This is a genomic window from Thermomonas sp. XSG (genome assembly GCF_014678725.1).
GTDB lineage: Bacteria > Pseudomonadota > Gammaproteobacteria > Xanthomonadales > Xanthomonadaceae > Thermomonas.
The window spans coordinates 2,808,807-2,828,273 of sequence record NZ_CP061497.1; the positions used below are offsets into that span (position 1 = coordinate 2,808,807).

The window sequence follows — 19,467 nt, forward strand, 5'->3', positions numbered from 1 at the left end:
AGGAGGCCGCATGCGCACCATGGTCGCCGTCTTCGCCCTCGCGTTTGCGGGCGCTTCCTCCGCCGGCAACGACAGGCCGGCGCAGCACCCGGAGCACGAGATCGTGTTCGCCGCTGCCAGCCAGTTGCTGTCCTGGTGCGAACAGGAGGCGCGCGCCCAGTACGCGGGGCAGGGCGTCACCACCTACCAGTGGACCGGCCGTCACTTCGAAAGCGGCAACACCCTGCATGCGGAAGGCAAGATCCGGGCAGGGGGCGAAGACGTGCCGGTGACCTGCGTCGCGGCAAGGGGCGCACGTGAGCGCCACGCCACCATCCGGATCGGTCCCGCTTCGTGATGGACGCCGCAGGCTTCGGCGGATCCGCGCTGCGCGGCGCCGGCTGACATCCAGCGCCTTCCTTCGATGCATCCCTCCGCCCGCCTGCACCTGCTGCCCGTTGCCGTGGCCGCCGCCGAAGCGGGCGCGCAGGGGCAGGACTGGCTGACCGACGCTGAGCGCCAGCGCCTGCAGGCGATCACCTCGCCGTCGCGGCGCGACACATTCCTGGCCGGACACTGGCAGGCGCGCGTGCTGGCGGCGCAGTGGCTGCAGCTGGACGTGGGTCGGATTGCGCTGGACGCGCACGCGGATGGCCGGCCGCTGCTGCGGGTGGATGGCGATGCCGCGCCGCTGCAGGTGTCGCTGAGCCACAGCGGCAACTGGCTGGCACTGGCGCTGGCCGACGCGCCGGTAGGCGTGGACGTCGAACTGCCGCGGCGCGTGCGCGACTGGAACGCGCTCGCGCGCTTCGTGTTCTCACCGGAGGAATGCGAGCGCGTAGAAGCCGCGGACCCGGCGATGCGCGCCGACGTCTTCCACGCGCTGTGGACGTTGAAGGAGGCGCACGGCAAGCGTAGCGGCGCGGGCCTGCAACCCCGCGCCGCGCGCGCGCTCACTGCGCGGCCTGCCAGCCCGGCCGCTGCGGAAGCGTTCGGTTGGCGCTTCGGCAATGGCGCGCTGGCGCTGGCGCTGACGCCCGGAACGCGGCTGGAGCGGATCGAAGGCGTGGCCGGGTCGCCGGCCTGCTGGCACTTCACCGAGAGCGTCGGGAACTCGCAGGGTCAGGATTGACCGGCTGCGGCATCCCCCTTATCTTGGGGTCGTCGGTTCTGGCGGGCACAACCTGTCGGATGAAAAGGGAAGCCGGTGCGGCGTGCATTCTTTCGGAATGGCGCGCCAATCCCGGCACTGCCCCGCAGCGGTAGGTGGAGACGAAGTCGCGATTCGCACTGGGGCGGTGGCCCTGGGAAGCGGCGACCAAGGCGGTCGGGCCCATGGCCCGCCACATCCACGAGTCCGAAGACCTGCCGACAGCCGCGCGAAGCACGCCGCGCGGTGCCGGCCGAAGAATCTCCGGGGGGAGATGGCTGGTGCAGCAGGGTCGCCGTGCACGCAGGCCGTGCCGGATCGCAGGCCGTGCGACACCGCGCTTCCACCCTGACGTTTCCGATGCCATCCGCGCCTGCGAGGGACAGGCCGGGCCCGTGCATCCGCATGGAGACGCCAGATGTCACAGACCTTGATTGCCGAAGCGCCCGCCGAAGCCCCGGCCGCCGCGCCCGCGTTCGACCTCACCCCGCCACCCACCGCCACCGCCATGGCGGTGACCAAGCGCAACGGCAGCACCGAGCCGGTCGATCTCAACAAGATCGTGCGCGCCGTCCAGCGCTGCTGCGACGGGCTGCATGCGGTGGATCCGATGCGCGTCGCCACCCGCACCATCTCCGGCCTGTACAACGGCGCGACCACGCAGGAGCTGGACGAGCTGTCGATCCGCACCGCCGCGCTGCTGATCGGCGAAGAACCCGAATACGGCCGGCTGGCCGCGCGCCTGCTGGCCAACACCATCACCAAGGAAGTCTCCGGCCAGGAGATCCACGCGTTCTCGCAGTCGGTTGGCCGCGGCCACGAAGTGGGCCTGATCAACGACCGCCTGCTCGGCTTCGTACAGGCCAACGCGCGCAAGCTCAACGATGCCATCGACCCGGCGCTGGACCTGGGTTTCGACTATTTCGGCCTGCGCACCCTGTACGACCGTTACCTGCTGCGCCACCCGCACACCCGCAAGGTGATCGAGACACCGCAGCAGTTCTTCCTGCGCATCGCCAGCGCCTTGAGCGAGGACGTGCCGGAAGCGTTGGCGCTGTACCAGCGGCTGGGCCACCTGGACTACCTGCCGTCCAGCCCGACCCTGTTCAACGCCGGCACCCGCCATGAGCAGCTGTCGTCGTGCTTCCTGCTGGATTCTCCGCAGGATTCGCTGGAGTCGATCTACGCGCGCTACGGCGAGATCGCCCAGCTGTCGAAGTTCAGCGGCGGGATCGGCGTGAGTTATTCGCGGGTGCGTTCGCGCGGCTCGCTGATCCGTTCCACCAACGGCCATTCCAACGGCATTGTTCCGTGGCTGAAGACGCTGGATTCGTCGGTGGCGGCGGTCAACCAGGGCGGCAAGCGCAAGGGCGCAGCCTGCGTCTACCTGGAAACCTGGCATGCCGACATCGAGGACTTCCTGGAACTGCGCGACAACGCCGGCGACGAGGCGCGCCGCACCCACAATCTCAACCTCGCCAACTGGGTGCCGGACCTGTTCATGCAGCGGGTGGAGGCTGGCCAAGACTGGTCGCTGTTCGATCCGCACGCGGTGCCGGAGTTCACCGACCTGTACGGCGCGGATTTCGAGCGCGCCTACCTGCAGGCCGAGGCGCAGGGCAAGGCGGCGCGCACGATCCCGGCGCGCAAGCTGTACGCGCGGATGATGCGGACGCTGGCCGAGACCGGCAACGGCTGGATGACCTTCAAGGACAAGTGCAACCGCGCCGGCAACCAGACCCTGCGCCCGCACAACGTCATCCACCTGTCCAACCTGTGCACCGAGATCCTGGAGGTCACCAGCGCCGAGGAAACGGCGGTGTGCAACCTCGGCTCGATCAACCTCGCGCACCACCTGGACGCGCATGGCGATTTCGATTTCGAGAAATTGGCCGAAACCGTGCGGTTGGCGGTGCGCCAGCTCGACCGGGTGATCGACCTCAATTTCTATCCGATCGAACCGGCCCGCCGCGGCAACCTGCGTTGGCGGCCGGTGGGGCTGGGCTGCATGGGCCTGCAGGACGTGTTCTTCCGCATGCGCCTGGCGTTCGACTCGGAACCGGCGCGCGCGCTGTCGAAGCGGATTGCCGAGGAGATCTACTTCCACGCGCTCGACACCTCCTGCGAATTGGCCATCGAGCGTGGCGCGCATGCTTCGTTCGCCGATACCCGCGCCTCCGTCGGCGAGCTGCAGTTCGATGCCTGGGGCGTGGCGCCGGAACATGCAGGGCGCTGGAACACCCTGCGCGAACGCATCCGGCAGCACGGCTTGCGCAACTCGCTGCTGATCGCGATTGCCCCCACCGCCACCATCGCTTCGATCGCCGGCTGCTACGAATGCGTGGAGCCGCAGGTATCCAACCTGTTCAAGCGCGAAACCCTGTCCGGCGACTTCCTGCAGGTCAACCGCTATCTGGTCGCCGAGCTCAAGCAGCTGGGGCTGTGGACGGCGGAAATGCGCGATGCGATCAAGCTGGCCGAAGGCTCGATCCAGGACCTGGCGCAGATCCCGGAGACGCTGCGCATGGTCTACCGCACGGTGTGGGAGTTGCCGATGCGCAGCCTGATCGACATGGCCGCCGAGCGCGGCGCATTCATCGATCAGTCCGCTTCACTCAACCTGTTCATGGAAAGCCCGAGCATCGGCGCGCTGTCGTCCATGTACATGCATGCGTGGAAGCAGGGCATCAAGACCTGCTACTACCTCCGCTCGCGCCCCGCCACCAGGATCGCCAAGACCACCGTGTCCGACTACAGCCCTGCACAGGCGGTGGCCTGCTCGCTGGAAAACCCGGAAGCCTGCGAGGCCTGCCAGTGAACGCCCCCCAATCCCGCCAGATGCTGCTCGACCCCGGTTTCGAGCTGACCCTCCGCCCGATGCGCTATCCGGGCTTCTACGAGATGTACCGCAACGCCATCCGCAACAGCTGGACGGTGGACGAGATCAACTTCCAGATCGACATCGCCGACCTGCACGCAAAGATGTCGCCGGCCGACCGCCACCTGATCCATCGGCTGGTGGCGTTCTTCGCCACCGGCGATTCCATCGTCTCCAACAACCTGGTGCTGAACCTGTACCAGCACCTCAATGCGCCGGAAGCGCGCATGTACCTGTCGCGCCAGCTGTACGAGGAGGCGCTGCATGTGCAGTTCTACCTGACGTTGCTGGACAACTACCTGCCCGATCCGGAAGAGCGCTTCAAGGCGTTCGCGGCGGTGGAGAACATCCCGGCCATCAGGAAGAAGGCCGAGTTTTGCTTCAAGTGGATCGATTCACTGCAAGACCTGCGGCGCATCGAAACTCGCGCGCAGCGCCGCCAGTTCCTGCTCAACCAGATCTGCTTCGCCGCCTGCATCGAGGGCCTGTTCTTCTTCGCTGCCTTCGCCTACGTCTACTACTTCCGCTCGCGCGGGCTGCTGCCGGGGCTGTCGTCCGGCACCAACTGGGTGTTCCGCGACGAAAGCTGCCACATGGACTTCGCCTTTGAATGCGTGCGCACCATCCGCGCCGAGGAGCCGGACCTGTTCGACGATGAGATGGAGCGGCAGGTGCGCGACATGCTCGCCGAGGCCATCGAATGCGAGGTGCAGTTTGCCGAGGACGTGCTGTCCGGCGGCGTGGCCGGCATTTCGATCCGCGACATGCGCCAGTACCTGCAGCACTGCGCCGACCAGCATTTCGCCAAGCTCGGCATGGCCAGGCAGTACCACGTGCGCAACCCGCTGCCGTTCATGGAGCTGCAGGATGTGCAGGAACTGACCAACTTCTTCGAACGCCGGGTGTCCGCCTACCAGGTCGGGGTGCAGGGCGAGGTGGAGTTCGACCATGCCTTCTGAGCCGGTGCGTCCGCTCGAGGCGAAGCTGCAGGAGATCGTCTTCCCCGACCATGCCAACCACCTGGGCACGCTGTTCGGCGGGCAGGCGCTGGCGTGGATGGACAAGGCCGCGTTCATCGCCGCTTCGCGCTACGCGCGCAGGACGGTGGTGACGGCGCGTTCGGAGCAGGTGGATTTCCGCCTGCCGATCCGCCAGGGCCAGCTGGTGGAAGTGCTGGCGCGGATCGTCGAGGTCGGCCGCAGTTCGATGCAGGTGGAGGTGGAACTGATCGCCGAAGACCTGCTGGGCGGCGAACGCGAGCTGTGCACGCGCGGGCGCTTCACCATGATCGCGCTGGATGGGCGCGGGCGGCCGACCGGGATCCCGGCACTGTCCGAGCACCCGCCGTAGCAGCGCGCCGCGAGCGCCAGATCGCGCGGGAAGCAGCGCGCCGCCGCGGCGGGCCTATGGGTGGGCGTCGGGATGGCGGGCCAGCCACGCCGCCAGCGTCTGCCGGTAATGCGCCAGTGCTTCGGCGTAGGTGTCGTTGACGCAGGGATCGCAACCGCTGTCGCAGCAGTCGCTGGGCAGCGGCGCTTCCGGCGGCTGCGGGCGCGGATCGGGATCGAGGCGGGGCAGGGGAATCGGCATGGCCGCAATTATCCATGCCCGTGCATGAGGCGGAAATGAGCCGGCGGCGCTGGCCGGTGCTTTCCGCAAATCAATTTGTCGCAAGTTCAAGGAGAGGACGATGCAACCAAGCAGTCCCACAGCCATGGCCGGGCGCAGCCTGGTCGATCCGGTCAGCTCGGTCGAGGAATACCTGACCCGCGCGGACTGGCGGGTCAATGCCAACGCCAACCAGGGCTATTCGCTGGGCGGGCTGATCCTCAACGTCGCCGGCAAGGTGACCGCCAATTACTGGCTGGAGAAGATCTATCCGCCGGAGATCGGCCGCGCCCATCGCGAGGCCGACCTGCACATCCACGACCTCGACATGCTCTCCGGCTACTGCGCTGGCTGGTCGCTGCGCACGCTGCTGTACGAAGGCTTCAACGGCGTGCCCAACAAGGTCGAGGCCGGCCCGCCCAGGCATCTGTCGTCGGCGGTCGGGCAGATCGTCAACTTCCTCGGCACCCTGCAGAACGAATGGGCGGGCGCGCAGGCGTTCTCCTCGTTCGACACCTACATGGCGCCGTTCGTGCGCAAGGACGCGCTGTCCTACGACGACGTGCGCCAGTGCATCCAGGAGCTGATCTTCAACCTCAACGTGCCCTCGCGCTGGGGCACGCAGACGCCGTTCACCAACCTCACCTTCGACTGGATCTGTCCCGCCGACCTGCGCCACCAGACCCCGTTCATCGGCGGCGAGGAGATGCCGTTCACCTACGGCGAACTGCAGGCCGAGATGGACCTGATCAACCGCGCCTACATCGAGGTGATGAGCGCGGGCGACGCGCGCGGCCGGGTGTTCACCTTCCCGATCCCCACCTACAACATCACCGCCGACTTCCCGTGGGATTCGGAAAACGCGCGGCTGTTGTTCGACATGACCGCGAAATACGGCCTGCCGTACTTCCAGAACTTCATCAATTCCGAGCTGGACCCGGGGATGATCCGCTCGATGTGCTGCCGCCTGCAGCTCGATCTGCGCGAGCTGCTCAAGCGCGGCAACGGCCTGTTCGGCAGCGCCGAGCAGACCGGCAGCCTGGGCGTGGTGACGGTCAACTGCGCGCGGCTGGGCTACCTGCACCGCGGCGATGAGGCCGGGCTGTTCGCTCGGCTGGACGAGCTGCTGGAGCTGGGCCGGCGCAGCCTGGAGATCAAGCGCACCACCATCCAGCAGCTGATCGACGACGGCCTGTACCCGTACACCAAGCGCTACCTCGGCACCCTGCGCAACCATTTCTCGACGCTGGGGGTGAACGGCATCAACGAGATGGTCCGCAACTTCACCTCCGATGCGCACGACCTGACCAGCGAGTGGGGCCATGCATTCGCCCTGCGCCTGCTCGACCACGTTCGTGCGCGGATGGTGGAGTTCCAGGAAGCCACCGGCCAGCTCTACAACCTCGAAGCCACGCCGGCCGAAGGCACCACCTACCGCTTCGCCAAGGAGGACCGCCGCCGCTGGCCGGACATCCTGCAGGCGGGCAGCCGCGACCGTCCTTACTACACCAATTCCTCGCAGCTGCCGGTGGGCTTCACCGACGACCCGTTCGAAGCGCTGGAGCGGCAGGAAGCGCTGCAGTCGCGCTACACCGGCGGCACCGTGCTGCACCTGTACATGGGCGAACGCCTGTCCAGCGGCGATGCCTGCCGCGACCTGGTGCGGCGCGCGCTGAGCCGCTTCCGCCTGCCCTACATCACGATCACGCCAACTTTCTCGATCTGCCCGGAGCACGGCTACCTGGCGGGCGAGCACGAATTCTGCCCGCGCTGCGACGAGCGGCTGCTGGCGGAACTGCAGGCGGCCGCCGCGCCGACCATTACCGACGTCACGTTCCACGAGGAGATTTCCGCATGAACAACATCGCCAATTCCGCAATATCCGCCGCCGCTTCGCTGCGCAACGAAGACCGCCAGCGCTGCGAAGTGTGGACCCGGGTGATGGGTTACCACCGCCCGGTGTCCAGCTTCAACATCGGCAAGCAGGGCGAGCACGCCGAGCGCTGCTTCTTCAGCGAACGCCCGCGCGCCACGCTGGCCGCCGCCGCCGCATGATCCGCGTCGGCGGGATGACGCCGCTGACCAGCATCGACTTCCCCGGTCGGCTGGCGGCGGTGTTGTACCTGCAAGGCTGTCCCTGGCGCTGCGGCTACTGCCACAACCCCGAACTGCTGCCGGCGCGTGGGCAGGGCGGGGTTGCCTGGGCGCAGGCCGAAGCGTTCCTGCACCGCCGCGTCGGCCTGCTCGACGCGGTGGTGTTCTCCGGCGGCGAGCCGACCTCACAGGCCGCGCTGCCCGACGCCATCGCGCAGGTGAAGGCGATGTGCTACCAGGTCGGCCTGCATACCAGCGGCATGTATCCGGCACGCCTGCGCCAGCTGCTGCCGCAGCTGGACTGGATCGGGCTGGACATCAAGGCGCCCGACGCGCATTACGACGCGGTGACCGGCCGCCGCGACAGCGCGCGTCCGGTGGGCGAGGCGCTGGAGGCGGTGCTGGCCAGCGGCGTGGCTTACGAATGCCGGACCACCTGGCATCCGGGGCTGTTCCCGCTGCCGGCGCTGTATGGCTTGGCGGAAGACCTGTTCGCGCGCGGCGTGCGTCACTGGGCGCTGCAGGAATGCCGCGAGGAAGGGCGCGGGCTGGTGGCGGAAGCCACGCTGGACCTGCAGCGGCTGGGTGCGGGGTTCGAGCGCTTCTGTTTCCGTCGCGGCTGAATCCCGCGTTCCCAGCAGCGCCGGGACGGGCTGGCGCGCGGGTAACATGGCGACATGGAGGAATCCCTGTCCGCCTGGATGCAGTCCAGGATCGAATACGTCGTGGTGGCGCTGCAGGTGCTGGCGATCCTGCTGGCGGCGTGGGCATTGCGCTGGCTGGTGCGGCGGCTGATCGCACGCCTGGCCGCGCGTTACGAGCTGCCGCCGATGGTGGTGATGGGCGCGCGTCGGGTGGCCACGTTCCTGATCGGGATGGCGGCGCTGCTGATGGTGCTGGAGCGCTTCGGCGTGTCCGCCGGGGTGCTGTGGGGCGCGTTCACCGGCTTCGCCGCGGTGGCGGCGGTGGCGTTCTTCGCCGCCTGGAGCGTGCTCACCAACATTTTCTGTTCGTTCCTGATTCTGGTGACCCGCCCGTTCCGCCTGTTCGACCACATCGAAGTGCTGGACAACGGCGAGAAGCCGGGCCTGGGCGGGCAAGTGATCGACATCAACCTGGTCTACGTGACCCTGCTGGAGCGCCATGCCGACGGTTTCGAAAGCCAGCTGCGGGTGCCCAACAGCCAGTTTTTCCAGCGTGCGGTGCGGCGCTGGAGCGGCGAGCCGCCGCCGCCGCGCGCGGCCGACGGCGGTGCGCGCCGCTGCGATGACAAACCCTAGGAACCCGACCATGCCCGCGATCTCGCGCCGCCGCCTGCTGGGTTCCGGCCTGGCGCTGTCGGTGCTGGGGCCATTGGGCCTGCGCGCCGCGCCCACCATCGACGCGGATGCGGACTGGATCCCTGCCGACGATTTCCTGCGCGAGCTGCCGCGGCAGATGCAGGCACTGGGCGTGCCGGGCATCGCCATCGCGGTGGTCGAGGACGGCGGGCTGGCATGGTCGCGCGGCTTCGGCCTGGCGCATGCCGGACGCGGCATGCCGGTGGGTGATGACACGGTGTGGGAGGCGGCCTCGCTGAGCAAGCCGATGTTCGCCTACGCGGTGCTGCAACTGGTGGACCGCGGCGTGCTGGCACTGGACGCGCCGCTGATGGGTTACGCCAGGCCGGCGTATCTGGGCAAATCGCCGTGGTTGGCGCAGATCACCGTGCGCGACGTGCTGCGCCATTCCACCGGCCTGCCGGACTGGCGCAAGGACCCGGCCAACGAGCCGCTCGAACCTGCGGTTGCGCCCGGCATGCGCATCGATTACTCCGGCGAGGCTTTCGTCTGGCTGCAGCTGGCGGTGGAGCGGCTGACCGGCGAAAGCCTGGACGAGACCATGCGCCGCCTGCTGTTCGACCCCGCCGGCATGCATGGCAGCAGCTACGCCTGGGATGCCGGTCTTGCCGCGCGGTCGGTCTATGGCCATCGACTGGCGGACGATGGCGGGATCGCGGTCCCGCCGCAGATGCTGCGCGATGCCTGGGAGGCAGCGATGCCGGTGGCCGAGCGCATCGGCAAGCCGCTGTCCGCGTGGCGCTATGCCGACGCGGAGCGCGCGATGCCGGAAGCGCAGGCCGTCGCGCGGCCGGGGCTGGTGAGCTGGCCCAGCGACATCCTGGCCAATGCGGCGGCCAGCCTGCGCTGCACCGTGCAGGACTACGCTCGGTTCATGGCGCTGATGGTGCACTCGGATCCGCAGCCATGGGAGCTGAAGCCCACCACCCGCGAGGCGATGCTGCGGCGGCAGATCGACGTGCCCGGCCGCTGGACCGAGAAGGGCCTGGGCTGGAATCTCGAAGCCACCGCGCGTGGGCCGGTGTTCTACCACTCCGGCAGCAACGGCGGCATCTTCAAGACCTTCGCGCTGGGCGATGCGCGCCGGCGCCGCGCGCTGGTGGCGATGACCAATGCCGCCAACGGCAACGTGCTGTATCGCCGCGTGGTGCGCGCGGCGACCGGATTGGACCTGCTGGCGTTCGACCTCTGACCTTGTGCGGCGATCAGCCGCGCTTGAGGCCCTTCAGGGCATCGGCCATTGCACTGTTGAAGGGCGCCTTCTGCTGTGCCGGTGCGGCAGGGTGCGGGCCACGCGCGGCACCGCCGTAACCTCCCCCGTCAAGCGGACATTTCAAAAGTAGAACGTCTGGCGGGTTGGTTGCGGTACTCGATGGGCGTCATGCCGTTGAGTGCGTCGTGCTCCCGGTGCTCGTTGTAGTCGATGAGGAAGCGCCACGTGGCTTCGCGGACATCGTCCAGTCGGGCGAACAGGTAGCGGTCGAGCACATCCTCGCGGTAGGTGCGGTTGAAGCGCTCGATGTAGGCGTTCTGGTTGGGTTTGCCGGGCTGGATGTACTGGATCGCCATGCCGTTGGCCTTGGCCCATGCGGTGAAGGCTTCCCCCAGGAACTCCGGTCCGTTGTCGGTACGCAGCACCTGCGGGAGCGGCCGTTCCTGGCGGATCTGCTCGAAGATCCGCACCAACCGCTGCGAAGTGATCGAGGTGTCGACTTCGATATGCACGATCTCCCGATTGAAGTCGTCGATGATGTTGAAGGTGCGGAAGCTGCGGCCACAGGCCAGCGCATCGAGCATGAAGTCGGCGGACCACACGATGTCGGGGTGCTCGGGCACGTACAGCGGTACGCACTCGCGCTTGGGCAGGCGACGGCTGGCGGCACGGCGCAAGTTGAGCTTCATGGCGCAGTACACCCGGTAGATCCGCTTGTCGTTCCAGTGCGGATGGCTCTTCGCCAAGCGCTGGCAGCACTTCCCGAACCCACGACTGGGGCGTTCCTCCACCAGCTTCGCCAGTGCGGCAATCAGTTCGGCATCCCGCACCGTCCAGTCCAACGGCGGCGCATACCAGGCCGAGCGCGACAGGCCGACACAGTCGCAGGACCGGCGGAGCGGGCGGCCCTGCGTCTCCACCAGGAACCGCACCGCCTCGCGCTTCTGCGCCGGCCCTACAGTTTTTTTGCGATCAACTCCTTCATCGCGGCAATGTCCAGTGCCTGCTCTGCGTACATCCGCTTGAGCTTGGCGTTCTCGGCTTCCAGATCCTTGACCCGCCTCAGGTCCGACGCCTCCATGCCGCCGTACTTCGACTTCCATTGGTAGTAGGTGGCGGTGCTGATCCCGGCCTGTCGACACAGATCCTTGATCGGAACGCCGATGTCGCCCTGCTTGAGGATGGCGACGATCTGGGTCTCGCTGAACTTCGACTTCTTCATGGAACCTCCTGACGGAAAGATGCCAGAAAGCTCTACTTCTCAGGTGTCCACCTTCAGGGGGAGGTTACGCCGCCATCGCGACGGGCAGGACGCTCGTCGCGACGTGCATCGGTGCGGGCCTCGCCCACGGGGTCGTCCATGCGCCGGGTCAGCGCGATGCGCTTGCGCGCGACGTCGACCTCCAGCACCTTGACCTTGACGATGTCGCCGGCCTTCACCACTTCGCGCGGATCCTTCACGTAGCGGTCGGACAGCGCGGAGATGTGCACCAATCCGTCCTGGTGCACGCCGATGTCCACGAATGCGCCGAACGCGGCGACGTTGCTGACCACGCCCTCCAGCACCATGCCGGGGCGCAGGTCCTTGATGTCCTCCACGCCGTCGGCGAACTGCGCTGCCTTGAACTCCGGACGCGGGTCGCGGCCGGGTTTCTCCAGCTCCTTCAGGATGTCGCGCACGGTGGGTTCGCCGAAGCGCTCGTCGGTGAATTGCGACGGCTTGAGCGAACGCAGGAAGGACGCATCGCCGATGATCTGCTTCACCTGCTTGCCGCCGGCGGCCAGGATGCGTTCCACCACCGGATAGGCTTCCGGATGCACCGATGAGGCATCCAGCGGCTGTTCGCCGTCCATGATGCGCAGGAAGCCGGCGCACTGCTCGAAGGTCTTCTCGCCCAGTCGCGCCACCTTCAGCAGCGCCTTGCGCGACTTGAACGCGCCGTTGGCATCGCGATGCGCCACGATGTTTTCCGCCACCGTGGCCGACAGCCCGGACACCCGCGCCAGCAGCGCGCCGGAGGCGGTGTTCACGTCGACGCCGACGGCGTTCACGCAGTCCTCCACCCGCGCATCCAGTGCGCGCGCGAGGCGGTACTGGTCGACGTCGTGCTGGTACTGGCCGACGCCAATCGCCTTGGGTTCGATTTTCACCAGCTCGGCCAGCGGGTCCTGCAGGCGACGGGCGATGGAAACCGCGCCGCGCAGCGACACGTCCAGGTTCGGGAACTCCTTCGCCGCCAGTTCCGAGGCCGAGTACACCGATGCGCCGGCTTCGCTCACCACGATCTTCTGCGCCTTCAGCTCCGGCACCAGCTTGAGCAGGTCGCCGGCCAGCTTGTCGGTCTCACGCGATGCGGTGCCGTTGCCGATGGCGATCAGCTGCACGCCGTGGGCGAGGCAGAGCTTCTTCAGCGTTGTCAGCGATTGGTCCCATTGGCGACGCGGTTCATGCGGGTAGATGGTGTCGGTGGCGACCAGCTTGCCGGTGGCATCCACCACCGCCACCTTTACGCCGGTGCGCAGGCCGGGGTCGAGGCCCAGCACCGCTTTCGGGCCGGCGGGCGCGGACAGCAGCAGATCCTTGAGGTTGTCGCCGAACACGGCGATGGCCTCGCCCTCGGCCTTCTCGCGCGCCTGGTTGAACAGGTCCAGCAGCAGGTGCATGTGGATCTTGGCGCGCCACGCCAACCGCACCGCGTTGCGCAGCCAGGTGTCTGCGGCGCGACCGCGCGCGTCGATGCCGGCGTGCAGGGCGATGCGCCCCTCGGCGTACTGGTGGCCCGCCTCGGCATCCGCGCCGGGGTCGAGGTCCAGCTGCAGGAATTCCTCGCGACGCCCGCGAAGCAGCGCCAGCATGCGGTGCGAGGGGATCTTCGCCAGGGATTCCGCATGGTCGAAGTAGTCACGGAATTTCTCGCCCGCGGCTTCCTTGCCTTCCACCACCCTCGACCGGATCAGGCCTTCGCGCGCCAGCCACTCGCGCAGTTCGCCCAGCAGCCCGGCATCCTCGCCCCAGCGTTCGATCAGGATCGCGCGCGCACCTTCCAGCGCGGCCTTGGCATCGGCCACGCCCTTGTCGGCATCGACGAAGCCGGCGGCGAACTCCTCCGGCACCAGCGTCGGGTCGGCCAGCAGGCCATCGGCCAGCGGCTCCAGCCCGGCTTCGCGGGCGATCTGCGCGCGGGTGCGGCGCTTCTGCTTGTACGGCAGGTAGAGGTCCTCGAGGCGCGACTTGCTGTCGGCAGCTTCGATGTCGGCGCGCAGCTCGTCGGTCAGTTTGCCCTGTTCGGCGATGCTGGACAGGATCGCCGCGCGGCGGTCTTCCATCTCGCGCAGGTAGGTCAGCCGGGTTTCCAGGTTGCGCAGCTGGGTATCGTCCAGCCCACCGGTCACTTCCTTGCGGTAGCGCGCGATGAAGGGCACGGTCGCACCTTCGTCCAGCAGTCCCACCGCCGCCTGTACCTGGGCGGTCTGCGCGCCGATTTCCTCGGCGATGGTGGCGGCGATTTTCTGCGCAAGGCTGCGGGCGAGGGCGGGGGAAAGCTGGGTCATCGAAACCGATTCATGCATGTGGAGCCCTGCATTTTCGCGGTGTCGGCCGCTCGAGTCACTCTTGACAGCGGAGGATTGGCCGGGGCCGTCAGGTGGCGGGTGGGTACTCGCGCAGCAGCTGCCATGGAGCCAATCCGCGTTGTTCGATCAGCGCGATGGAGCTGAACGTCACCACGAGGTCGGCAAGCACGGTTGCGAGCTCCGCCACATCGGGCGGGGTGCCGGTCGCATGGCGCGGATGCAGCAGAGTGAGGTGCGCGCCGTGGATCGGTGCCGCCGGCCCCAGCAAGGATCGGCGGAGAGCCTGGTATTGCTCCACGCCTTGCGTCGGGCGCAGCAGGATGCAGCCATCGGGCAGCGCCTGCGGCGCGCCGAATCGCAGGGTGAGGGAGAACGCCTCCAGGCTCGAAAGGCGTCGTTCAAGTGCCGGCCAATCGGCCAGTTCGTCGTCGCGGCACAGTGTCACGTGCGCGGGGATGATGGCGTGTTGGCGCGGATCGAGGCGCTGCCGGATCGGTTCGATGATCGCGCGCTGAGGCGGTGGCAGGAACAGGGTGAGCTGACGTCTCATTGGGGGCATCGCTGCCGGTCGCGCTATGCGCTGCGCCGCGCGCGCCACTCCACGAACACGCCCAACGCCACGCCCAGCCCCGCCATCCCGACGATGTAGTGTATCGGCGCGGCCGGGTTGCCTTTCATCGCTAGGCTCAGCAGCACCGGCGTCAGCCCGCCGGCGATGGCGTAGGCCAGGTTGTAGGAGAAAGACAGCCCGGAGAAGCGTACCGGCGCGGGAAAGCCGCCCAGCGCGATCGCCGGGATCATCGCTGTCAGGCCCACTGCGCTGCCGGCGACGGCGTAGTGCCACTGCGAATAGGCGCCGGCCTGCGCCTCGCGGTAGAACCACCAGAACGCGACGCCCAGCAGCAGGCTCCACAGCGCCAGCACGCGGCCGGCGCCGTAGCGGTCCGCCAGCGCGCCGGCAAGCAGGTTGGCCGCCATCGCCGCCAGCACCGCCAGCGCGTTGCCCGCCAGCGCGGCGTCGCGGCTCACGCCCATGCCCTGCAGGAAGGTGGGCATCATCAGGATGGTCACCACCACCGCGGCGGTCAGCAGCCAGGTCAGCAGCATGCCCAGCGCGACCGCGCCGGCGTGGTCGCGCACCACCGCCTTCAGCGGCGTCTCCGCCGACAGGGCGCGTCGCTGCTGCAGCTCGGCAAACACCGGGGTTTCGTGCAACTGCCGGCGCAGGACCATGGCCAGCAGGCCGAACACGCCGCCGGCCACGAACGGGATGCGCCAGCCCCAGGCCATCAACTGCGCCTCGTCGAACGCGGCGTTGACCGCGCGCGCGACCAGCGAGCCCAGCAGGATGCCGGCCAGCAGGCCCAGCGACAGCGAGCCGCAGGCGAGGTTGCGATGGCGCGCGGACACGTGCTCGCTGACGAACACCCACGCACCCGGTGCCTCGCCGCCGATCGCCGCGCCCTGCAGGATCCGCAGCAGCAACAACAGCAGCGGCGCAGCCATGCCGATCTGCGCATAGGTCGGCAGCAGGCCCATCAGCAGGGTGGGTACCGCCATCAGCAGGATGCTCAGCATGAACATCCGCTTGCGCCCGGACAGGTCGCCGAAATGCGCCATCAGCACGCCGCCCAGCGGCCGCGCCAGATAGCCGGCGGCGAAGATGCCGAAGGCCTGCACCAGCTTCAGCCACTGCGGCATGTCGACCGGGAAGAACAGGGCACCCATGGTGGTGGCGAAGAACACGAACACCACGAAGTCGTAGAACTCCAGCGCACCGCCCAGCGAGGCCAGCGCGAGGGTCTTGAGCTGTTGGCGGGACAGGCCGGGGGCCGGGGCGTCACTTGCGGTCATCGCGCAAGCCTAGGGCATGGGCGTCGTTGCGTGCTACGCCAGCCAGCGCCGCAGGTGGCGGTAGACCTCCTGGCTGTCGAGCAGGTCCAGATGTCCCGTACCCTCCACCACCCGCTGGCGGCTGGGTGCAATCGCCAGGCGCCGGCGTGGATCGCGATGCTCGCCCAGGGCACTGGAAACCGGGACCAGCCCGTCGCCGCGCAGCGCGCGTCCGCCCCGGGTGCTCGACCGCGAGCCCGCCACGGCATAGGCGCGAACCCCGGCGGGCAGCGGAATTGCCGCGCGAGGAGGCGCGGGAGCGTCGCTGATGGCGCCATGCCGCAGATCGCGGATGCCGGCGCAGCGAAGATCACCGAGCCGCACGAACGGCGCGGTCCACGGCGTGAGCCCCAACGTCTGTTGCAACAGGTGGCCGGCGCGCTCCAGCGGCGCGCCGTGGTGGGGCGTGCCGAGGAAGACCACCTGGTCCAGCTGCCGGACCCAGGGCTGCGCGCGCTGCGTGGCCTCGTGCATCGCGGCCCGCGTGACCAGCCCGCCCATGCTGTGGCCGAGGATGGCGAATCGCTCGAGCGGCAACGGCCAGCCTTCCAGCAGCTGCTGCAGCAGCGCCGAGAACGCGCGCCCGTTGCTGGCGATCGACAGCCCGCTGTTGTAGTGCAGGTGGATGGCGGTGTAGCCAAGCGCCTTGGCCAGCTGCTCGCCATGGTCGTGGCCGTTGCGGCGCCACTGCCGGTCGTTCATGCACAGGCCGTGGACCTGCACCAGCAGGCGTGGCGAGGGCGACGACAGGGCGCTGGGCCACTGGGGTTCGCCGATCGGCAACGCTTGGCCGGCATGGCGCAGGGATGCGGCCAGCGCCAACGGATTGCCGGTCGTGGCGAGCTGGTCGCCGAGGACGCCATTGAGCGCGGCCAGCAGTGCATCCCGGCGCGCCGATCCTGCGCCCTGCGGCCAACGATCCGCCAGCGGTGCCAGCACGCCGTCCACCGCGCTGCCCAGCAGCGACGCGCCGCCGCGGACGGCGCTGTAAGCAAACCCCGCAATGCCGCGTGTGCGCGTGGTCGGCTCCGCCCCGAGCAGGCGTGCGGGCAGGCCAAGCACGTTCGCGTGCACATTCTCGGCCAGGTCGGTGGTCGCGGTCACGGCCTGCACCAGCAACTGGGCGATGCCTCGCAGGTCTTCCATCCCCTGTGGCGGCGGGAATCTCGTGGAACCGGCGATGTGCTTGGCAGTACCCATCATTCCACCCTAGCGCTGGCAAGCTGAGTGAAAGTTCCAACCCGGCCGCCGGAACGGACAGGCGGGTTCGCTGGAGCCGGGTGAGGAGCGACTACGAATGCGGGCCGAGGAACAGGTCGTCCTGCGCCGCACTGCCGTCGGGTTCGGCGAAGCCCGACAGTCCCACCCCGGCCAGCCGGTAGCGCGTGCCGGCCGGCAGGTCGACGCGCGCGCGCAGCGCGCAGGCGGTGCGTGCCAGCGCGTCCTCGCTGGTCGGCGGCTCCGCGCCGGTCAGGCTGCGGGTGAGGGTGCGGAAGTCGGCGGTCTTCAGTTTCAGCACCACGGTGCGGGCGATGCGGTCCGGGTGTTGCGCGCGTTCGCGCAGGTAACCGGCCCAGGTGCTGGTGGCCAGCCGGCGGATATGCGGCTCCAGCTCGTCCAGCAGCAGATCGCTGGCGAAGGTGTCCTCGCTCGAAATCTGCAGGGTGGGGCGGCCGGTCTGCACCTCGCGCTGGTCCAGCCCCTGCGATAGTTCATGCAGGCGGCGGCCCCAGCGGCCGAAGCGCGCCTCCAGCGCCTCCGCGCCAAGCGCGCGCAGGTCCGAACAGGTGGCCACGCCCAGTTCGGCCAGTTTTGCTTCCATCACCCTGCCGACCCCCGGCAGGCGTCCCACCGCCAGCGGTGCGAGGAACGCCTCCACCATCGCCGGCTTGAGCACGAACTGCCCGTCCGGCTTGTTCCAGTCACTGGCGATCTTGGCCAGGAACTTGTTGGGCGCGATGCCGGCCGAGGCGGTGAGGCTGGTCTCCCCGCGGATCGCATCGCGGATTTCGCTGGCGATGGCGGTGGCGCTGCCGAGGTCGCGCTTGGGGGCGGTGACGTCGAGATAGGCTTCGTCCAGCGACAGCGGTTCGATCCGGTCCGTGTAGCGCTCGAAGATCCCGCGCACCTGTTTCGACACCGCCTTGTAGCGGGTGAAGTCCGGCGGCACGAACACGGCCTGCGGGCACAGCCGCTCGGCGCGCAGCGCCGGCATCGCCGAGCGCACCCCGAACCGGCGCGCCTCGTAGCTGGCGGCGCAGACCACCGAGCGGGCCCCTTTCCATGCCACCACCACCGGCAGGCCACGCAGCGATGGATCGTCGCGCTGCTCCACCGACGCGTAGAACGCGTCCATGTCGACGTGGATGATCTTGCGCTGCGGGGTTTCGCTCACCCGCCGATTTTAGAGCGTTGGCCGTGCCAGCTCAGCGCCAGAACGGAATCGCATCGAAGCCCGGGTCGGGATGGTCCTTGTCCGGCTTGCGGTCGGCGCGTGGCGGACGGGCGACGCGCAGTTCGTGCCGGCCGCGCGGCAGCTCGCGCACGTCGATCATCGCCAGCAGTGCGGGGCGGTCGGTGCGCGGATCGCTGGCGATTTCGTAGCGCAGGTCGGTGAGTGTCCTGCCGTCCAGCGTCACCGGGTGCATGTCCTGCAGGCAGGCCAGTTGGGCTTTCGCCAGCGCCTCGCCGTCCAGCTTACGGATTTGCTCGCCGCACTGATTGCGCATGGCGGCCTCGTCACGACGGGGCTGATACGGCACGACCAGCTTCAGATAGGGCCCGATGATCACGGCCGACTGCACATAGGGCCGCACGCTGTCCCGGGCGGGATCCCGCTGGTCGTCGTAGTGCGCCGGGCTGACGGCCAGTGGATCGGCGTCTGGAAAACCGGAATAGTTGCCGATCGCGCTATCGCTCCGCATCGCCAGGAAGCTCGCGCAAACGCCGATGATCGACGCCAGCATCACTCCGACGACCGTCGCCATCATCCGGCGTTCGCCGCCGTTGCTGCCGAGGATGGCGATGATCCGGTTGTTGCTTCGGCTCATGCCCATGCGAGTGTAAAACCGGAGCACGCCGGCGATGAGGCGATGGCCCGGGGTGTCCGGAGGGAACCGGTTGTGCAGATGCTGGTCGAGGCCGGCGGCGACCATGAACGGAGTCATGAAGGCCGCGAAGGCGCCGAAAAACAGCCAGATCGGCTTCACCTGCAAACCCAAGGTCTGGGTGGATAACGTCGCCAGAACCAGCATGCAGCAGAAGATGACGCAGACGGAAGCAATAATCAGCGCCACGCTGACGCCGATGGCGAAGGCGACGCTGGAGCGGTTGTCGGCGCGCTCGATCGCCGCCTCGGTCGTGCCTTGGCGCTCGGTTTCGATACTGCGCTGGATCGGTCCCATGCGCAGCCGGTCCAGCCGGATGCCCTGTGGATACACCGAGTGCACGCCGACCAGCGCGATCCACTGCGCGCGCAGCATCAAGTGCATGGCGAAGGTGGCCGCCAGCACCACGGCTGCACTCTTGGCGTAGAAGTAGGAGAGCGCCAGCACAATCCGCCAGTCCTCGTCCAGCCGAGGCTCCAGCGCGAACATCCGGTCATCCAGCCACCCCGGCAGCTGCAGCATGGCGAACACCGCCACGCCGGAGATCAGCAGTTCGACTTCCCAGGTGGGCGTGGTGCGGCGGGACAGGTGGTGCGTGGCTTCGATGGGTTCGCTCATGGCCGCCGATGGTG

Annotated in this window: 17 protein-coding genes, 1 pseudogene and 1 riboswitch; of the genes and pseudogenes, 10 read left to right on the top strand and 8 right to left on the bottom strand. The window is 68.4% G+C overall.

Going from position 1 to position 19,467, the window contains the following annotated elements; all coding sequences use genetic code 11:
• The first annotated feature begins 10 nt into the window (after positions 1–10).
• The 5 genes from ICG51_RS13155 to ICG51_RS13175 all read left to right on the top strand — a co-directional run bounded on the left by ICG51_RS13155 (position 11) and on the right by ICG51_RS13175 (position 5,357).
• Complete coding sequence (locus tag ICG51_RS13155; protein WP_190280782.1) at positions 11–337, top strand: hypothetical protein; 327 nt, start codon at positions 11–13, stop codon at positions 335–337.
• A gap of 66 nt (positions 338–403) precedes the next feature.
• Complete coding sequence (locus tag ICG51_RS13160) at positions 404–1,111, top strand: 4'-phosphopantetheinyl transferase superfamily protein (protein ID WP_190280783.1); 708 nt, start codon at positions 404–406, stop codon at positions 1,109–1,111.
• Between the two features lie 16 nt (positions 1,112–1,127).
• Positions 1,128–1,367: riboswitch (cobalamin riboswitch) on the top strand.
• Between the two features lie 270 nt (positions 1,368–1,637).
• Positions 1,638–3,947, top strand: a complete 2,310-nt coding sequence (locus ICG51_RS13165; protein WP_223809622.1) for a ribonucleoside-diphosphate reductase subunit alpha — start codon at positions 1,638–1,640, stop codon at positions 3,945–3,947.
• A 20-nt stretch (positions 3,948–3,967) separates the two neighbouring features.
• Positions 3,968–4,966, top strand: coding sequence for a ribonucleotide-diphosphate reductase subunit beta (locus ICG51_RS13170; RefSeq protein ID WP_190282491.1), 999 nt, complete (start codon positions 3,968–3,970; stop codon positions 4,964–4,966).
• Positions 4,956–5,357 carry an acyl-CoA thioesterase gene (locus ICG51_RS13175; RefSeq protein WP_138349053.1) on the top strand — a complete coding sequence of 134 codons (402 nt, stop codon included), beginning with the start codon at positions 4,956–4,958 and terminating at the stop codon, positions 5,355–5,357. Before ICG51_RS13170 ends, ICG51_RS13175 begins: the two co-directional genes overlap by 11 nt.
• Before the next feature lie 54 nt (positions 5,358–5,411).
• On the opposite strand, the gene ICG51_RS13180 is transcribed toward ICG51_RS13175, so the two are convergent.
• Positions 5,412–5,597 carry an oxidoreductase-like domain-containing protein gene (locus ICG51_RS13180; protein ID WP_138349054.1) on the bottom strand — a complete coding sequence of 62 codons (186 nt, stop codon included), beginning with the start codon at positions 5,595–5,597 and terminating at the stop codon, positions 5,412–5,414.
• Between the two features lie 100 nt (positions 5,598–5,697).
• Here ICG51_RS13180 and ICG51_RS13185 point away from each other — a divergent pair, with 100 nt between their 5' ends.
• Genes ICG51_RS13185 through ICG51_RS13205 form a run of 5 tightly spaced genes read left to right on the top strand, consistent with a single transcriptional unit; the run spans position 5,698 to position 10,241 of the window.
• On the top strand, positions 5,698–7,473 hold the full coding sequence (locus ICG51_RS13185; protein WP_190280785.1) for a ribonucleoside triphosphate reductase: 1,776 nt from the start codon (positions 5,698–5,700) through the stop codon (positions 7,471–7,473).
• On the top strand, positions 7,470–7,670 hold the full coding sequence (nrdD, locus tag ICG51_RS14415) for an anaerobic ribonucleoside-triphosphate reductase (protein WP_028838178.1): 201 nt from the start codon (positions 7,470–7,472) through the stop codon (positions 7,668–7,670). The genes ICG51_RS13185 and nrdD overlap by 4 nt, the downstream gene beginning before the upstream one ends.
• Positions 7,667–8,332, top strand: coding sequence for an anaerobic ribonucleoside-triphosphate reductase activating protein (locus ICG51_RS13195; RefSeq protein WP_190280786.1), 666 nt, complete (start codon positions 7,667–7,669; stop codon positions 8,330–8,332). Before nrdD ends, ICG51_RS13195 begins: the two co-directional genes overlap by 4 nt.
• A 54-nt stretch (positions 8,333–8,386) precedes the next feature.
• Positions 8,387–8,989, top strand: a complete 603-nt coding sequence (locus tag ICG51_RS13200; protein WP_028838177.1) for a mechanosensitive ion channel domain-containing protein — start codon at positions 8,387–8,389, stop codon at positions 8,987–8,989.
• A gap of 10 nt (positions 8,990–8,999) precedes the next feature.
• Entirely contained in the window at positions 9,000–10,241 is a 1,242-nt protein-coding gene (locus ICG51_RS13205; RefSeq protein ID WP_190280787.1) for a serine hydrolase domain-containing protein, read from the top strand.
• 128 nt (positions 10,242–10,369) lie between these two features.
• Here the strand turns inward: ICG51_RS13205 and ICG51_RS13210 are convergent.
• The 7 genes and pseudogenes from ICG51_RS13210 to ICG51_RS13240 form a co-directional block, all read right to left on the bottom strand.
• Positions 10,370–11,484, bottom strand: a protein-coding gene (locus tag ICG51_RS13210; protein ID WP_190280120.1) for an IS3 family transposase whose coding sequence is annotated in 2 segments (ribosomal slippage) — positions 10,370–11,232 and positions 11,232–11,484 — 1,116 coding nt in all. Because the reading frame shifts where the segments join, the coding sequence is not laid out codon by codon here.
• 137 nt (positions 11,485–11,621) lie between these two features.
• Positions 11,622–13,814, bottom strand: a pseudogene (locus tag ICG51_RS13215) (Tex family protein); the annotation flags it as partial.
• A gap of 88 nt (positions 13,815–13,902) precedes the next feature.
• Entirely contained in the window at positions 13,903–14,385 is a 483-nt protein-coding gene (locus ICG51_RS13220; RefSeq protein WP_190280788.1) for a hypothetical protein, read from the bottom strand.
• A 23-nt stretch (positions 14,386–14,408) separates the two neighbouring features.
• Positions 14,409–15,689 carry an MFS transporter gene (locus tag ICG51_RS13225; protein ID WP_190280789.1) on the bottom strand — a complete coding sequence of 427 codons (1,281 nt, stop codon included), beginning with the start codon at positions 15,687–15,689 and terminating at the stop codon, positions 14,409–14,411.
• A gap of 33 nt (positions 15,690–15,722) precedes the next feature.
• Positions 15,723–16,874 (bottom strand): GPI inositol-deacylase, encoded by a 1,152-nt coding sequence (locus ICG51_RS13230; protein ID WP_223809462.1) that lies wholly within the window; start codon positions 16,872–16,874, stop codon positions 15,723–15,725.
• A 145-nt stretch (positions 16,875–17,019) separates the two neighbouring features.
• A complete protein-coding gene (gene dinB, locus ICG51_RS13235; protein ID WP_223809463.1) occupies positions 17,020–18,123 on the bottom strand; it encodes a DNA polymerase IV in 1,104 nt (367 codons plus the stop codon).
• A gap of 31 nt (positions 18,124–18,154) precedes the next feature.
• On the bottom strand, positions 18,155–19,453 hold the full coding sequence (locus ICG51_RS13240; RefSeq protein WP_190280791.1) for a hypothetical protein: 1,299 nt from the start codon (positions 19,451–19,453) through the stop codon (positions 18,155–18,157).
• Positions 19,454–19,467 lie beyond the last annotated feature (14 nt).

Coding starts and splice junctions, on each gene's coding strand:
- ICG51_RS13195 (WP_190280786.1), top strand. CDS start 7,667: ATGATCCGCGTCGGCGGGATGACGCCGCTGACCAGCATCGACTTCCCC.
- ICG51_RS13160 (WP_190280783.1), top strand. CDS start 404: ATGCATCCCTCCGCCCGCCTGCACCTGCTGCCCGTTGCCGTGGCCGCC.
- ICG51_RS13155 (WP_190280782.1), top strand. CDS start 11: ATGCGCACCATGGTCGCCGTCTTCGCCCTCGCGTTTGCGGGCGCTTCC.
- ICG51_RS13165 (WP_223809622.1), top strand. CDS start 1,638: ATGGCGGTGACCAAGCGCAACGGCAGCACCGAGCCGGTCGATCTCAAC.
- ICG51_RS13200 (WP_028838177.1), top strand. CDS start 8,387: ATGGAGGAATCCCTGTCCGCCTGGATGCAGTCCAGGATCGAATACGTC.
- ICG51_RS13170 (WP_190282491.1), top strand. CDS start 3,968: ATGCTGCTCGACCCCGGTTTCGAGCTGACCCTCCGCCCGATGCGCTAT.
- ICG51_RS13185 (WP_190280785.1), top strand. CDS start 5,698: ATGCAACCAAGCAGTCCCACAGCCATGGCCGGGCGCAGCCTGGTCGAT.
- nrdD (WP_028838178.1), top strand. CDS start 7,470: ATGAACAACATCGCCAATTCCGCAATATCCGCCGCCGCTTCGCTGCGC.
- ICG51_RS13240 (WP_190280791.1), bottom strand. CDS start 19,453: ATGAGCGAACCCATCGAAGCCACGCACCACCTGTCCCGCCGCACCACG.
- ICG51_RS13180 (WP_138349054.1), bottom strand. CDS start 5,597: ATGCCGATTCCCCTGCCCCGCCTCGATCCCGATCCGCGCCCGCAGCCG.
- ICG51_RS13225 (WP_190280789.1), bottom strand. CDS start 15,689: ATGACCGCAAGTGACGCCCCGGCCCCCGGCCTGTCCCGCCAACAGCTC.
- ICG51_RS13175 (WP_138349053.1), top strand. CDS start 4,956: ATGCCTTCTGAGCCGGTGCGTCCGCTCGAGGCGAAGCTGCAGGAGATC.
- ICG51_RS13220 (WP_190280788.1), bottom strand. CDS start 14,385: ATGAGACGTCAGCTCACCCTGTTCCTGCCACCGCCTCAGCGCGCGATC.
- ICG51_RS13205 (WP_190280787.1), top strand. CDS start 9,000: ATGCCCGCGATCTCGCGCCGCCGCCTGCTGGGTTCCGGCCTGGCGCTG.
- ICG51_RS13230 (WP_223809462.1), bottom strand. CDS start 16,874: ATGGAAGACCTGCGAGGCATCGCCCAGTTGCTGGTGCAGGCCGTGACC.